General features: G+C 70.3%; 12 protein-coding genes. 5 read left to right on the forward strand and 7 right to left on the reverse strand.

Annotation, left to right across the window (positions count from 1 at the left end):
* The first annotated feature begins 51 nt into the window (after window positions 1-51).
* The 4 genes from AC5P09_RS24850 (at window position 52) to AC5P09_RS24865 (ending at window position 2,887) form a co-directional block, all read left to right on the forward strand.
* Entirely contained in the window at window positions 52-834 is a 783-nt protein-coding gene (locus AC5P09_RS24850) for an SDR family NAD(P)-dependent oxidoreductase (RefSeq protein ID WP_493875999.1), read from the forward strand.
* 77 nt (window positions 835-911) lie between these two features.
* On the forward strand, window positions 912-1,658 hold the full coding sequence (locus tag AC5P09_RS24855) for an AfsR/SARP family transcriptional regulator (protein ID WP_493876000.1): 747 nt from the start codon (window positions 912-914) through the stop codon (window positions 1,656-1,658).
* Between the two features lie 176 nt (window positions 1,659-1,834).
* On the forward strand, window positions 1,835-2,635 hold the full coding sequence (locus AC5P09_RS24860) for a DNA-3-methyladenine glycosylase family protein (RefSeq protein WP_493876001.1): 801 nt from the start codon (window positions 1,835-1,837) through the stop codon (window positions 2,633-2,635).
* A gap of 6 nt (window positions 2,636-2,641) precedes the next feature.
* Entirely contained in the window at window positions 2,642-2,887 is a 246-nt protein-coding gene (locus AC5P09_RS24865; protein ID WP_493876002.1) for a hypothetical protein, read from the forward strand.
* A gap of 439 nt (window positions 2,888-3,326) precedes the next feature.
* On the opposite strand, the gene AC5P09_RS24870 is transcribed toward AC5P09_RS24865, so the two are convergent.
* Genes AC5P09_RS24870 through AC5P09_RS24895 form a run of 6 tightly spaced genes read right to left on the reverse strand, consistent with a single transcriptional unit; the run spans window position 3,327 to window position 10,290 of the window.
* Window positions 3,327-3,677, reverse strand: a complete 351-nt coding sequence (locus AC5P09_RS24870; protein WP_266435858.1) for a hypothetical protein — start codon at window positions 3,675-3,677, stop codon at window positions 3,327-3,329.
* A gap of 60 nt (window positions 3,678-3,737) precedes the next feature.
* Window positions 3,738-4,565: a carbohydrate ABC transporter permease gene (locus tag AC5P09_RS24875; protein ID WP_493876003.1), complete on the reverse strand. Its 828-nt coding sequence runs from the start codon at window positions 4,563-4,565 to the stop codon at window positions 3,738-3,740.
* Window positions 4,562-5,497, reverse strand: coding sequence for a carbohydrate ABC transporter permease (locus AC5P09_RS24880; RefSeq protein ID WP_493876004.1), 936 nt, complete (start codon window positions 5,495-5,497; stop codon window positions 4,562-4,564). Before AC5P09_RS24880 ends, AC5P09_RS24875 begins: the two co-directional genes overlap by 4 nt.
* 38 nt (window positions 5,498-5,535) lie before the next feature.
* Entirely contained in the window at window positions 5,536-6,783 is a 1,248-nt protein-coding gene (locus AC5P09_RS24885) for an ABC transporter substrate-binding protein (RefSeq protein WP_493876005.1), read from the reverse strand.
* Window positions 6,784-6,799: 16 nt separating this feature from the next.
* A complete protein-coding gene (locus tag AC5P09_RS24890; protein WP_493876006.1) occupies window positions 6,800-7,930 on the reverse strand; it encodes a LacI family DNA-binding transcriptional regulator in 1,131 nt (376 codons plus the stop codon).
* A 2-nt stretch (window positions 7,931-7,932) separates the two neighbouring features.
* Complete coding sequence (locus tag AC5P09_RS24895; RefSeq protein ID WP_493876007.1) at window positions 7,933-10,290, reverse strand: ATP-binding SpoIIE family protein phosphatase; 2,358 nt, start codon at window positions 10,288-10,290, stop codon at window positions 7,933-7,935.
* A gap of 220 nt (window positions 10,291-10,510) precedes the next feature.
* Here AC5P09_RS24895 and AC5P09_RS24900 point away from each other — a divergent pair, with 220 nt between their 5' ends.
* Window positions 10,511-11,404, forward strand: a complete 894-nt coding sequence (locus AC5P09_RS24900; RefSeq protein WP_493876008.1) for a glycosyltransferase family 2 protein — start codon at window positions 10,511-10,513, stop codon at window positions 11,402-11,404.
* 95 nt (window positions 11,405-11,499) lie between these two features.
* Here AC5P09_RS24900 and AC5P09_RS24905 read toward each other — a convergent pair whose 3' ends face one another.
* The gene (locus tag AC5P09_RS24905; protein WP_493876009.1) at window positions 11,500-13,185 is read right to left on the reverse strand and encodes a bifunctional 3'-5' exonuclease/DNA polymerase; all 1,686 of its coding nucleotides are present in this window, start codon (window positions 13,183-13,185) and stop codon (window positions 11,500-11,502) included.
* Window positions 13,186-13,235: the final 50 nt, after the last annotated feature.

A 13,235-nucleotide genomic window follows, 5' to 3' on the forward strand; every position in this document is an offset into this window, starting at 1 on the left:
CCCTTCTCTCCGCAGCGCCGACACGAGCACTGCGGAGAGAGGGGACCTGAGATGAGCGAAGACCACCGCGTCGCGTTGGTGACCGGAGCCACCAGCGGAATGGGCCTGGAGATCGCGAGGACCCTGGCTCAGGACGGTGCACGGGTGTTCCTGTGCTCCCGGCGGGAGGAGGCGGTGAACCGGACCGTGAAGGAACTGCGCGACCAGGGACTCGACGTCGACGGCAGCGCCTGCGACGTCACCTCCGCCTCCGACGTCGACCGGCTGGTGCGCGCCTGTGTCGACCGTTACGGCCGTATCGAGATCCTGGTCAACAACGCCGGCCGTCCGGGGGGCGGGGCGACGGCCGAACTGGACGACGACCTCTGGTACGACGTGATCGACACCAACCTCAACAGCGTCTTCCTGGTCACCAAACGCGTACTGCGCGATGGCGGCATGACCGACGGGGACTACGGGCGGATCATCAACATCGCCTCGACGGGCGGCAAACAAGGCGTTGTCCACGCGGCCCCCTATTCGGCCTCCAAACACGGTGTGGTGGGATTCAGCAAAGCGCTCGGTCTGGAACTCGCGCAGACCGGTATCACGGTGAACGCGGTCTGTCCCGGGTTCGTCGAGACGCCCATGGCGGAGCGCGTCAGGGAACATTACTCGGTGATCTGGGGTGTCGGCGTGGACGAGGTTCACGACCGCGTTACCGCGCGAGTGCCGATTGGTCGGTACGTGGCGACGGAGGAAGTCGCTGAAATGGTTCGCTACTTGGTGAACCCTCGGGCCGCGGCGATCACGGCGCAGGCTCTGAACGTCTGCGGCGGGCTCGGAAATTACTAAACCTTGGAAGTAGGTGCACCTTGTGAGGGCTAGAATCCTCACGGAACCGAGGCCGGATGGGCTACGGGGGGCTCTGCATGCACTTCAAGGTGTTCGGTCAGGTCGAAGCGTCCAGAGACGGCGAATCGTTCCTGTTGGGGAAATCGAAGGTCGGGCAGATGTTGTCGCTGCTGCTGGCCCGGAGTAATGAAGTCGTGAGCATCGACGCGCTGATCGACGAGTTGTGGGGGGACCGGGTTCCGCGTACCGCGGTGACCACGCTGCAGACCTACGTGTACCACGCCCGCAAGCTCTTCGAGACCGAGCTGCGGATGGAGCATCCGGAACAACTGCTGGTCACCTGTACCTCCGGTTATCTCATGGCGCTGGCCGATACCGAACTTGATGCGATCTTGTTCGAGGCGCTGATATCCGAAGGGATGTCGTGTTTCAACGACGGGCATGCCGAGGCTGCTCTGGACCACTTTTCGAAGGCGTTACACCTTTCCCGAAGCCCCGCCTTTCTCGGAATGCCCATGGGGAGATCCCTTGAAATGCATTCCACCTATCTGCAAGAACTTCGGCTCTCCGCGATCAGTGTGCGCGTCGATGCCTACAAGAGTCTCGGGCGCCATCGGGAATTGATTCCCGAGCTGCGGTCACTCGTCTCCGAGAACCCGCTCAACGAGAATTTTCACGCCCAGCTCATCGACTCACTTCATCATTGTGGTCGCAGGGCCGAGGCACTCCAGGCGTACCAGCGCTTGTCGAACGTCCTCGACGTCGAACTCGGCGTACGTCCCTCGCTGCAGCTCCAGGATCTCTATCAGAAGTTGCTGGTCTGATCCCAAAGCCGCTGCCACTGCGAAGCCGCTGCCACTTCGAATCCGAACTCTGCTACGGGGAGACGCCCATGCCATCTGCTGAGCCGACCGTGCCTGGTGTGACGACCGTCCGGCTACCGGCCAGAGCACCCTTCTCCTTCCCGGCCTCCCTCGCCTTCATCAGCTCGTTTCCCGCCATGACAGGCGAGCAAGGTACGGAGGCCGGGGTGCTGACCATGGCGCTCAGGGAGGGCGGCACCACTGTGGGAGCCGCTCTGACCGCCGTACCGGCGGAGCACGCCGTCGACTGCACGCTCTCGGCGGACGTCCCGATCGGCGAGGCCACGGTGAACGCCGTGATGGACCGGCTGGACTTCTACCTCGGGTTGCAGGACGAGCTGACCGGCTTCTATCAACTGGCCCGTCAGGACCCGCCCTTCGGGCGAGTGCTGGAGCGGCTGCGCGGCTACCACCAGGTCAAGTTCCCCTCACCGTGGGAGCTGCTGTGCTGGGCGATCCTGTGCCAACGGGTCCCCATGCCGGTGGCCAGACAGATGAAACGGGCGCTGGTCGAGGCGGTCGGCAACCGGATCCCAGTGCGGGGGGAGACCCGGTGGGCCTTCCCGGACGTCGATCAGCTGCGCGCCTTCGACGAGGCGGATCTGCGGAGTCTGATCGGTAATGAGCGCAAGGCCGGCTATCTGTACGGCGCGGTGCGTCAGTGGGACGAGCTGGACGAGAAGGTTCTGCGCACGGGGCCGTACGACGATGTGTGCGAGCAGCTGCTCCGGATTCCTGGGATCGGCCCGTGGTCCGCCTCGTTCCTCCTCGTCCGAGGTCTCGGCCGCACGGAACGGGTCAGCCTCGACAAGGAGATGCTCCGTGCCGCGCGGAGGGTCTACGGACGCACCATGGACGAGCAGGAGTTCCAGCGGCTGGCTGACCACTACGGGACCTGGCAGGGTTACTGGGGACACTACCTCCGGGTCGGAGGCTGACGACCGGTGGCGTCGAGCGGGTTGCGCCCCACCCGCGATGGCCGTCGCCACGAGCCCTTCGGCGACGGTCCAGCGTTCGTCGAGACGGGTGAGCGTCCGACCGAACAGCCTCGGGCCCGGGACCAGGATGCGGGCAGCCGGGGGCGAGGTGGGGAGCAGGGGCTGCCGGTTGACGCGGACCTGGCCGATGCGGTGCTGGACTACCGGCACCGGGCCACCGCCGACGGCCGGCTGGGGCTCTGGGAGCCGTGACATGGGGAGGAGTTGCTGCTCCTCCGGCTCCCGAAGACGATCACCGAACTCCCCGGGGAGCAGGGGCGAGCCAGCACCCGGAAACCGCGTCGGAGGGGCTCGCTGGAGCCTCGTGCCTGGCTCCATCGAGGCGATCACATGCGTTCGGATTTCTCCTTCGCTGTTCTCGTGACCCAGGACTGGCCGACCCGTTGAGCAAGTCCGCCCACTGCGCGCAAGCCCGAACGCGGCCGCGCGATGCACGGTAGGGCCGGATGTTGGTGTCGGCATAGGTGAAGTCGATACGCCACTTGCAGAAACCGCTGCTCAGCGCTCCGACGAAGGCGTAGTCGACTCCGGCGTCCCGTGCGCGGGCCGCCCGGACCGCGCGGGGTGTGGAGGCGCACCCCGTGCGGCGCGAGCATGACCACCCCGGCCGGGTAGACCCCTGGCGGCCCGCCTACTGCTCCGTCTCGCCCGCGAAGCGCAAGGAGATCGAGCGCAGGACGTCCGTGGTGGAGATGTCGGTGCGGCCCTCGTCGTGGACCTCGGCGAGCTGTACAAAGGCGAACGAGAAGCAGTTGGCGATGCTCACGATGGTGGGGCCCAGCTCTTCGGTGACGATGGCCGCGGCTGCCTGGCCGCCCGCGTCGGCGGGCAGGTGGATGTGGGGCAGGGTCTCGGCGAGCAGTGCGGAGATGGCGCCGGTGAGAGCGATCTGCTTGCCGGGGTTTTCGCGGACCTGTCGCCGCATCTCGAGTGACTCGGTGAGAATGCCGACGACGCGCTGCATGATCTCTCGCTGATCCATGCGCGCAGCCTAGACGCCCGTCTCCGGCAGCGATGGGCGGTCTCGGCGGCGGCCGCGGAGTCAGTTCTTGACGCTCCCGGTGGTGAGCCCGCCGACGATGAAGCGCTGGAAGATCGCGAAGACGCAGACGACCGGGATGCTGATGAGGGTGGCGGTGGCCATCAGGGCTCCCCACGCGGTGCCGTGCCGGCCCACGAAGGAGTTGAGCAGGACGGTGACGGGCTGCACGGCGGGTTCCGAGGCGAGGGTGAGACCGAAGACGAACTCACCCCAGCCGATGAGGAACGCCAGGCCGGCCACCGCGAACAGGCCGGGCACCATGACCGGCAGGACGACGCGCAGCAGGACGCCCACCGGGCCGCAGCCGTCGACGAGGGCCGCCTCCTCCAGTTCCCTCGGCACACTCCGCAGGACGGGGCGCAGCACGATCACCGCGAAGGGCAGGGTGAGGGTGGTGTCGGCGGCGATCAGACCGAGGTGGGTGTCGTCGAGGCCGGCTCGGCGTTCGAGGATGAACAGCGGGGCCGCGAGCACGATGCTGGGCGGCAGTTGGGCGACGAGCAGGGCGAGCACCATGGTGCCGGAGCCGCGCATCGGGATCCGGGCGAGCGCGTAGGCGAGAGGGACGCCGAGGAGCAGGGTGAGCGCGACGACTCCGCAGGAGATCACCACGCTGTTGAGCAGGGCCTGGGGCAGGGCGTCGGCGGCCAGCGCCGTCGAGTAGTTCTCCGTGGTGACCGGTACCGGAAGCCAGTGCGGGGTGTCGGCCTGGATCCGGTCCGGCTCGGTCAGGCTGGTGTTGACCATCCAGTAGACCGGCAGGAGGAAGGCGGCGGTGATCAGCGTGGCGACGGCGGTGCGCAGCCAGGGGCGGCGGCCCGGGGTCACGCCGCCTCTCCTTCCCTGCGCAGCCTGTGCACATAGAGCCCGCCCGCGAGCAGGGGGACGAGCAGCAGGAGCAGGCCGGCCGCGGCGCCCTCGCCGAAGCGGAAGAACCTGAAGAAGATCTCGTAGACGTAGAGCGACAGGACACTGGTGGCGTCGACGGGACCGCCGCCCGTCATCACGAAGATGATGTCGAAGACCTTGAAGGTGTAGACGAGCCCGAGCAGCAGCACGGTCACCGACACGGGCCGCATCAGCGGCAGGGTGATCCAGCGGAAGCGCTGCCAGACGCTCGCGCCGTCGATGGCGGCGGCCTCGTGGAGTTCCGGGTCGATGGTGTGCAGCCCGACCAGGAGCAGCAGCATGTTGAAGGGCACGCCGACCCAGACATTGGCGAAGACGACCCCGGCCAGCGAGGTGCTCGGGTCGGTGAGCCAGTCGTGGGACAGGGCGCCCAGCCCCGTCGCGCGCAACAGGGCGTTGTAGGCGCCCGATTCACCGTCGAGCATCCAGCGGAAGAGGGTGCCGCTGACGACCGGGGGCAGCAGCCAGGCCACCAGCAGCAGCGACCGCAGCAGCCCGTTCAGCGGGAACGGCCGGGCGAACAGCAGGGCCAGGGCGAAGCCGATGACGAACTGGAACAGCAGCGACGCCAGGGTGAAGACGATCGAGAGGCGTACGGCGTGCCAGAAGTCCGGGTCGGCCACGGTGGCCCGGTAGTTGGCGAGGCCGTTGAAGCGCGAGGCACCGCCGAGCAGAGCGCCCAGGTCGACGTCGTGCACGGACGTCCACACGTTGTAGAGCAGGGGGTACGCCAGGAAGAGGCCGAGGAAGGCGAGGCCGGGGAGGGAGAACAGGTACCCGGCTCGGCGGCGGCGGGAGGAAGGTGAGGAAGGGTGACGTCTCCGGTGACGCTCCCCGTGGCGCTTTCTCACCGGTGCGTGGCGCCTCCTCACCGTTGGGTGACGCCTCCTCACCGGCTCCCCAGCGCCTTGTCGATCTTGACGGCTGCGGACTTCGCCGCAGCCGTGGGCGCGGCGGAGTCGGTGAGTACGGCCTGTTCGGCCACGGCGACGGCCTGCGAGGCGTCGGCGTAGCGCGGTCCGTACTGACGCGGACGGGCGACGGGCAGCTGGCTGAGGAAGAGCCTGAGGGCCGGGTCGGACGCCCAGGTGCCGGTGTCCGCCAGGTCCTTGCGGGCGGGAAGGTTGCCGAGCGCCACCAGGTACGGCACCAGGACCGACGGACGCTGGGTGTACTCCAGGACCTCCCAGGCCTTGTCCTGGTGCTTGCTGCTCTCCATCACGACCCAGTTCTCACCGCCCAGGCAGGTGGCGGACGTTCGGTCGCGGGGCAGGGCGACGACCTCCCACTCCAGGTCGGCCTGCTTGAGGGAGGGGAGCTGCCAGGGGCCGTTGATCTGCATCGCGGCGCGCTGGTTGAGGAACCGGGTGTTGACGTCCTGCTGTGTCCAGCCCACGCACTGCTCGGACAGCGAGCCCTTGGCGACGAGGTCGTCGAGGAAGGACAGCGCGGTCGCGCCGTCCGTGGCGAAGGTGTCCAGGTCGCCGCCGGCCTGCCACAGGAAGGGCAGGAACTGGAAGACGCCCTCCTCCGTCCTGATCGCGCTCATCGCCAGGCCGAACCGGTCCCCACGGGTCAGCTTCTGCGCCGCGTCGGCCAGCTCGTCCCACGTGGTCGGCGGCTTCACCCCGGCGGAGTCGAGCATCCTGGTGTTGCAGTAAAGGGCGAGGCAGTTGCTGTTGTTGGGAATTCCCAGGGTCTTCCCATCGACCTGGCAGCCGGCCCAGGGGCCTTCGTAGTACGTGCCCGACTGGCCCCACTCCTCGACCCGGCCGGTGAGATCGGCCAGCAGTCCGCTGCCGCCGAGTGAGTTCATGGCGACGTTGTCGACGATGGCGATGTCCGGGAGGTCACCGGAGACCGCGCCCAGGGTGATCTGCCGGTCGAGGTCCGCGAAGGGGAACGTCCGGCGCTCGATCCTCACGTCCGGGACGTTGGCCTCGATGTCCTTGACCAGCCGTGCGAAGGCGGGCTGGAAGTTGTCCAGGGTGAAGTAGTCCCACCAGGTGAGGGTGACTGTCCCGCCGCCGCTGTCCTGGCCCGAACCACAGGAGGCCAGGGCGGAGCCGAGGCCGAGGGCGGCGGCTCCCGCTCCGGCGGCGCGCAGGAAACCGCGGCGGTCGACGGCGTAAGACATGCTCTGCTCCCAGGTGTCAGAAGTCGGAATCCGGCAGATCAGGGAAAGCGTCCAGGTCAGGAAAGGCGTCGAGATCCGGGAACTCCCGATCGGGCTCCGAACCGGGCACCGGGCGGCAGGGACCGGTGCTGGCCCGCAGGGAGATCAGGGGTTTCAGCAGGACGTGCCGGGGAGGTGAGTCCGGTGAGGTGAGCCGTCGCATCATCAGCTCGACGGCCACCCGGCTCATCTCCTTGGCGGGGATCTCCGCCGCGGTGAGCTGCGGATCCACCTGCTCCGCCCAGCGGCCGGCCGCCACGCCGACGACCGAGAAGTCGCGCGGCACGGCGCGGCCGTGCCGCGTCAGCCCGCGGTACAGGCCCACCAGGGCCGCCTCGTTCATGGTGACCAGCGAGGTGGTCGCCGGATCGTCCAGCAGGATCTGTTCCAGGACCGCCTCCCCGGCGGCGACGTCGTCGTCGCAGAGATACGCACGGGGGGTCAGGACCTGCTCCGCCATGGCCTTGGTGTAGCCCTCGAGTCCGAGGTGCGCGAAGCCGTAGCCGCTCTGGAAGAGATCTTCGGACCGGTTGACGAAGGCGATCCGGCGGTGGCCCAGGTCGGCCAGGTGGTACACGCAGCCGCGTGCCAGCCCCGCGAAGTCCAGATCGACCCAGCCGGTCTCCTCCGCCCGGCTGTTCCTCCCGATGGTGACGAAGGGGAAGCCGGCCCTGGCGAGGTGCTCGACCCGGTCGTCCTCCAACAGGATCTCCATGACGATCACGCCGTCCACCCGCCGTCCGTCGATCATCCGCCGGAAGGACGGGTCGCTCGCCCGGTCGGCGGGGGAGAGGAGAAGGTCGTAGTCGTATGCGGTGGCGGCCTCGGCCACACCGCCGATGAAGGTGAGCTGCCCCCCGGTGTAGTCGTGTTGGCGTCCTGCCGGGGGATAGACGAGACCGAGGGTGCGTGTGCCGCCTTCTGCCGGGGTCGTCCCTGCCTGCGTGCGTGCGCTGTCTTCCGCCGGGGTCCTTGCCTCCGTGCGTGCTCCGCCTTCCTCCGGGACCCCCGCCCTCGCCCCCGCGCGCGTGCCGCCCACCTCCGGGACCCCCGCCCCCGTGGGCGGGGCGGCTCCGGCGGCGCTGGGATTCTGCGGCGGCCTCGTCATCTTCAGCTGACCGGCAGGGGTTGTTCGGCCCAGATGGTCTTGCCGGTCGGGGTCTGGCGGGTGCCCCAGCCCTGGGTGAGCTGGGCGACCATGTGCAGCCCGCGTCCGCCCTCGTCGTAGGTACGGGCGCGGCGCAGGTGCGGCGCGGTACTGCTGGCGTCGGAGACCTCGCAGATCAGCGTACGGTCGCGGATCAGCCGTAGGCCGATGGGGACCGCCCCGTAGCGGATGGCGTTGGTGACCAGTTCGCTCACCACGAGTTCGGTGACGAACGCCGCTTCCTGAAGCCCCCAGAGGGCCAGCTGGCGGGAGGCCTGGGCGCGGGCGTCCGCGACGATCGCCGGGTCGGACGGCAGGGACCAGGCGGCGACCTGGTCGGTGTGCAGGGCGCGGGTGCGGGCGAGGAGCAGGGCCACGTCGTCGTCGGGGCTGTCGGGGAGCAGCGCCTTGAGTACGGCGTCGCAGGTGACCTCCAGCGAGGGGGTGGGGGAGCCGAGGGAATCGCACAGCCGGTCGAGGCCGAGGCCGATGTCGTGGTCGCGGGCCTCGATCAGGCCGTCGGTGTAGAAGGCGAGGAGGGTGCCCTCGGGCAGTTCCAGTGCGGTGGCCTCGAAGGGCAGGCCGCCGACGCCCAGGAGCGGCCCGGGGGAGAGCTTGACCACGCTGACCGTGCCGTCGGGATAAAGCACCACGGGCGGGGGGTGGCCGGCGCTGGCGAGGGTGCAGACGCGGGAGACGGGGTCGTAGACGGCGTACAGACAGGTGGCGCCGATCTCACCGGCGGACGGCATCTCTTCGGGGATGCTCTCGTCGTCGTAGGTGAGATGGGTGACCAGGTCGTCGAGGTGGGTGAGGAGTTCGTCCGGGGGCAGGTCGACGTCGGCGAGGGTGCGCACCGCCGTGCGGAGCCGTCCCATGGTGGCGGAGGCGTGCAGGCCGTGCCCGACCACGTCGCCGACGACCAGGGCGACCCGGGTGCCGGACAGGGGAACCACGTCGAACCAGTCGCCGCCCACGCCGGCCCCCGTACCGGCCGGCAGATAGCGGTACGCGACCTCGACGGCCGCCTGTCGGGGCAGGCCGTGGGGCAGCAGGCTGCGCTGGAGGGTGAGGGCGTTGGCGTGCTCCCGGGTGTAACGGCGGGCGTTGTCGATGCCGACCGCCGCCCGGCCCGCGAGTTCCTCGGCGAGGACCAGGTCGTCCTGCTCGAAGGGATCCGAGGAGCTGCCCCGGGCGAAGACCGCCACGCCGAGCGTGATCCCGCGGGCCAGCAGCGGGACCGCCATGATCGAGTGGAATCCGTACGCCCGCACGCTGGCGCTTCTGGCCTCGTGCCGGGTGATCCACTGGACGAAGTCGGGGTCGTCGGTCCCGCTGAGCACGGGTCGGCCGGTCGCCAGGCAGCGGGCGGGGGGCGAGAAGGCGGGGTACGTGTCGACGTGGCCGAGGTGCACGGCGGCCTCGGGCACTCCCTCGGCGGCGGACTGGTGGGCGACCCGGCGCAGCACCACGGCCGCGTCGACCGGGCCCGGGACCGGCTCCTCCCCTCGGGTCACGGAGTCCAGCAGGTCCACGCTGACGAAGTCGGCGAGCCGGGGCACGGCCAGATCGGCGAGTTCCTGGGCGGTGCGCTCCACGTTCAGGGTGGTGCCGATACAGGCGCCCGCCTCGTTCAGCAGGGCCAGCCGCTGCCGGGCCCAGTGCTGCTCGCTGCTGTCGAACGCCGCGGTGCCGACCCCGCACACCCGGCCGGTGGAGGGGTCCCTGACGGGCCACATCTCGATGATCCAGGCGTGCTGGCGGGAGGGGGACGGTCCTGGTGCGAAGCGCTCGTAGCGCATCGGCTCCGCGTCCTGGGCCACCTGGTCGACGAACCGTAGGAATCCCTCGTCGGCGCCCTCGTCGTCGAGGACGTCCGGGTAGGGCGAGCCTGTGGCTGCCGACGCCAGGGTGTTCGGCCGCCAGTGGCGCGAGCGTGTGGTGAATGTGGACATGGCGACGGAGGACTGGGTGCACGCCCACTCCACCATCCTGCGGTCGTAGCCCGGCTCGGAGGTGTCCGCGGTGGCGGTCACGACGAACCCCTGGGCCTTGCCGTCGCCGTCCAGCGAGGGGTAGGAGTGCAGGGACACCTCGACGCGACGGCCGTCCTGGTGACGGAGGGCCGCCGTGCCGCTCCACTCCCGCGAGTCGATCCGGGTGAACCCGGCCGGGCGGGAGCCTTCCACGGCGAGCAGGCCGGCCGCGGAGTGCCCCACCACGTCCGAGGCGCGGTAGCCCAGCAGCCGCCGAGCTCCCTCGCTCCAGCCCGTGACGGTGCCTCGGGGGCTGATGGTGGCCGTGGCGGCTCCGGTGTCCATCCCTGCTCAATTCGTGCCGGGCGTGTCACTCATAGTCCTCAGCGTGCCCGCCGCACCACAAACGGACAAGTCGGACTTGGTCGAGTGGGTTGCGGCGCCTTCCGGCGATGTCGTTTGCCATCGCCCGACTGTTGTCATTGCCGGACTTGTACTTAGGGAGTCCTTACAGTGAACGGCTAGCATCGCGATCGCGATGGTCGGCCGGGATTGGGGAGAGAACGTGCGGGAACCGAGGATCGGTGTCGCCGTGGTGACCATGGGGAACCGGCCGGCGGAAGTCGACGCGCTGCTGGAGTCCGTGGCCAAGCAGGACCTGGCCCCCCGGCGCATCGTGATCGTCGGCAACGGCTGCCGGCTGCCCGAGTTCGCCGCGCGGCTGTCGCTGCCCGGCGAGGTCACCACCATCGACGTCGAGGAGAACCTCGGCTGCCCCGGCGGGCGGAACGTGGCGCTGGCCCGGCTGCGGGAGTTCGGGGACGTCGACGTCGTGGTCGAGCTGGACGACGACGGGCTCCTCGTCGACGCCGATGTGCTGCGCCGTGTGGCGGAGCTGTTCGCCGCCGACCCGCGCCTGGGCATCGTCGGCTTCCGCATCGCCGACGAGCTCGGGGAGACGCAGCAGCGGCACGTCCCCCGCGTCGGCTCCGCCGATCCGATGCGCGGCGGGTATGTGACCGGGTTCCTCGGCGGCGGACACGCCTTCCGTATGACGATGCTCGGCGAGATCGGGGACTGGCCCGCCGAGTTCTTCTTCGCCCACGAGGAGACCGACCTGGCCTGGCGGGCCGCCGACGGCGGCTGGCGGATCCTGTACGCGCCCGAGCTGCTGCTCCAGCACCCGAAGACCTCGCCCGCCCGGCACGCCATCTACTACCGGGTGAACGCCCGCAACCGGGTCTGGCTGGTCCGCCGTCGGCTGCCCCTCGCGCTGATTCCCCTGCACCTGGGCGTGTGGACGCTGCTCACGCTGCTGCGGGTGCGGTCGGCGGCCGGACTGCGCGCGTGGTTCGGCGGATTCGTGGAAGGAGTACGGGCGCCTGCCGGCGAGCGGCGCCCGATGCGCTGGCGGACCGTCTGGCGGCTCAGCCGACTGGGACGGCCGCCGGTCATCTGACGCCGGGCGGACGGCGTTGCGGCCGGGAGCCTGAGCCGGCAACCCCCTTTCCCTCAGGGAGGGGGATTCACTTCTTTCCCTCAGGGAGGGGAGATTCACTTCGCGTCCGCGTAACACTCCACCACCGCCGTGCTGAACGGAAACCGCACCGGCGTCTGACCGAACGTCAGCCGGCCCGCCAGCTCCGCCGCCTCCCGGATCGCCGCCACGACCGCCTCGGCCTCCTCCTCGGGACAGTGCACGATCACCTCGTCGTGCTGGAAGAACACCAGTTCGGCCGCCATGCCCGCGCAGGACTGCCGCAGCGCGGCGAGCAGCAGTAACGTCCAGTCGGCGGCGCTGCCCTGGACGACGAAGTTGCGGGCGAAGCGGCCGCGGGCGCGGGCATCGGTGGAGGCGTACCCGGGCACCCACTGACGGTCCCCGGACTCGTCCTCCGCGGCGGGGATGCCCGCCTCCTCGGAGGCGTCGTCGCCCGTCCCGGCCGCCGGTGGGCAGGTCCGGCCGAGCCAGGTCCGTACGAGCCGCCCCTCCTCGCCCGCGCGGGCCGCGTCGTCGACGTAGGCCACCGCGCGCGGGAAGCGGCGTCTGAGCGCGGCGAGGTTCTTGAGCCCGTCGCCGGAGGTCTGGCCGTAGACCGCGCCGAGCACGGCGAGTTTGGCCTGGGCGCGGTCGCCGGAGAAGGCGCGGTCGGAGACGGACTGGTACAGGTCGGTCTCCCGGCCGGCCACCTCCATCAGCCCGGGGTCGCGGGAGATCGCCGCGAGGACGCGCGGCTCCATCTGGTCGGCGTCGGCGACGACGAGCCGCCAGCCGGGATCGGCCACCACGGCCCGACGGATGACCTTGGGGATCTGCAGCGCGCCCCCGCCGTTGGTCACCCAGCGGCCGGTGACGGTCCCGCCCGCCTGGAACTCGGGCCGGAAGCGGCCCTCGCGCACCCAGTCCTGCAGCCAGGACCAGCCGTGCGCGACCCAGATGCGGTACAGCTTCTTGTACTCGATGAGCGGCTTCACGGCCGGATGGTCGACCGACTCCAGCTCCCAGCGCCGGGTCGACTTCACCTTGATCCCGGCCTGCGCGAACGCCTTGACCACGTCGGCGGGCAGGTCGGGGCGGACCCGGCGGCCGAAGGCGGCGGACACCTCGTCGGCGAGTTCGGCCAGGCGCCGGGGCTCACCACCGCCCGCGTACCGCTCGCCGAGCAGTTCGTGCAGCACCCGGCGGTGGACGTCGGCGCTCCACGGCAGTCCCGACCGGTTCATCTCGGCGGCCACCAGCATCCCCGCCGACTCGGCCGCCGTCAGCAGCCGCATCCGGTCCGGGTGCGCGGTGGCCTCGTGCCGGCGCTGCTGCTCGGCGTACACCTCGACCAGGTCCGTCAGCGGCAGGTGCACGGACTGCGGCTCGAACAGGGGCGACTGCGAGCCCGGTTCGGCGGCCCGCTGCGGCGGATCCGGCGGTACGGGGCCGCCGCGCAGCCGGGCCAGGGCGGCGGCCGCCGAACGCGGCTCGCCGGAGCGCCCCTCGTGGCCCAGCAGCAGCGTCTCCGCGTCCTCGACGTCGTAGCACCGCTCCACTCGCACCCCCGTGGCGAGCAGACGCGGATACGTCTCGGCCGTGGACCGCCACACCCAGCGCGTGACGTCCGGCAGGCCCCGTACCGCCTCGGCGGGGTCCGGCGCCCGCCGCACCGGCCCGGCGAGCAGCCCGCCGGGGCCGAGGGGGGCGATCTCCACGCCACCGTCCTCGGCCGGAGCGAGAGCCCACCGGTCGGTCATGCTGCGAGTGTGGCAGGAGGGTCTGACAACGGCCTCTGACCTGCTCCGAC

The sequence above is a fragment of the Streptomyces sp. a15 genome, from assembly GCF_059026085.1.